Raw genomic sequence first — 331 nt, forward strand, 5'->3', positions numbered from 1 at the left:
CTGCCTGGTGACCCGTGTGACCGAGGCGCTTAACGCTGCTGCCCTGACGGTCATTACCGGCCCGGTGCTTACTGTATCAACTGTCACGGGTACCGCTGCGACCGCCTCAGAACTGGCCGAGCGGGTGCCAGGGGCGGCCGCGGAGGCGATGGAGGGGTTCGGCGTGGCTGCAGCGTCCCTGGATCACGGTGTACCTATCCTGGAAATCCGCGCCATCTCCAATCAGGTTGGTCCGCGTGACCGGGCCGCATGGCGTGTCAAAGAGGCTCTGGACACGTTAGAAGCAGCAAGCTCAGTATTAAAGGAGGTCTTAGTATGAAAATTGCCTTTT

At 60.7% G+C, this 331-nt stretch carries 1 pseudogene; it reads left to right on the forward strand.

Annotation, left to right across the window (positions count from 1 at the left end):
• Positions 1 to 319 (forward strand): annotated as a pseudogene (locus MXD62_RS10730) (futalosine hydrolase); the annotation flags it as partial.
• Positions 320 to 331: the final 12 nt, after the last annotated feature.

Source organism: Frankia sp. Mgl5, assembly GCF_023242985.1.
Classification (GTDB): domain Bacteria; phylum Actinomycetota; class Actinomycetes; order Frankiales; family Frankiaceae; genus Parafrankia; species Parafrankia soli.